We start from the raw sequence: 1,360 nt of genomic DNA, 5'->3' as shown, positions 1-1,360 counted from the left end.
GTTGAATATATAAATCCATCGAACGGTGAAACAGCGTGTCCAACGATTGCAGCTTGGATGCAAAAATTGCCGAAGGGATTTAGAGGAAAAGCACATCGCCATACACATGCATCAATCTATCATGTGCATGAAGGGGCAGGATATACGATTATTAATGGTGTTCGCTTTGACTGGTCGAAAGGAGACTTCTTTGTTGTACCAAACTGGGCATGGCACGAACACGTTGCGCTAGAAAATAGTTATGTATTTTCAACAAATGACCTTCCTATTTTAGAAAAGTTCGGGTTAGAGCGGAAACAGGAATATGAGAACAATAATGGATATCAAACAATCACAGGAGAGTTTGAACCAGCTCTACCTTGATATTGTTAAAAAAAGTGCCCTCTAGTAAAGAAAATATCATACAAGAGGGCACTTTTTCTATTTGTTAATTAATAAGCCTTCAACACATGAAGTAAATAATCCTTCCGATTTAGCGGATTAAAGTCAACACGTTTTCGAGTAGGGAAGGGAGCCTTCAGCTTTGTGAAACCAGTTGGCTTTGCTGTAAAGATACCTTCGCCTTCAGTAAATGAATGGAGTATTCGTTTGAAATTTTCAGTTTGCGCAACAGGTAATGATCCTGTTAAATGATAAGAGTCATTATAGAATATAGGCTCTGCGAAAGTTGCTGGGATAGCAGCTAGTTTATACATTGCGGTACTAATTGCGTGCTCCGGAACAGTTAATTCAAATTCGTTTATTGGTTCAAATACACATGTTTCAGCTTGCTTTAAAGCAGCCATTAATACGAGCGGTGTTAAGTTTCTAAAGTCACTCGCTGTTGTAACAGGGCTTGCATAACCAGTATGTGTTAACGTGACGATAATATCAGTAACTTCCCATCCAAATAAACCTTGTTTTAACGTTTGAAATACTGTATCTTCAATCGCTTTATGAAATGCTAAAGGTAGTGATCCAAGTTCAACGCCTAAGTTATACGTAATACCAGAGTTAAGCACACCACGTTCCACTTTGAAGCCGATTGTTGCGTAAAAAGGATTCTCTTTTTCACTCATTACTTCAACGCTATTCCCTATGCCAATTGGTTTTTCAATACATACAACGCGCGTATTTGAAAAAGTAACTTGTAAATTGTATTTTTCATAAAGTGTTGTTTCGATAACTTCTTTTTGTACTTCACCGAAAAGGCGAATGTATAGTTCATTATGAACATCGTCTTTCCACACTTTAATGAGTGGATCTTCTTCGCATAGCTCCATAAGTGCAGCGTATAAATCATGAATTTGCTCTTTAGGAACTGCCTCGATTGCTGCTTCCATTTGCGGTTTGGCAAAGTAAATGTCTTTAATATAATCTG

General features: G+C 37.7%; 2 protein-coding genes. One reads left to right on the top strand and one right to left on the bottom strand.

Annotated features, from left to right (window positions below):
• Window positions 1-363: cupin domain-containing protein (locus AC1DTM_RS26675; RefSeq protein WP_477001301.1), on the top strand; the 363-nt coding region annotated here is incomplete at its 5' end.
• Window positions 364-431: 68 nt separating this feature from the next.
• On the opposite strand, the gene AC1DTM_RS26670 is transcribed toward AC1DTM_RS26675, so the two are convergent.
• Window positions 432-1,360, bottom strand: a 929-nt coding sequence (locus tag AC1DTM_RS26670; RefSeq protein WP_477001300.1) for a hypothetical protein, incomplete at its 5' end; no start/stop codon positions are given.

The organism is Bacillus sp. P4_D3 (genome assembly GCF_056401855.1).
This window is presented reverse-complemented; position numbering and strand designations above follow the sequence as displayed.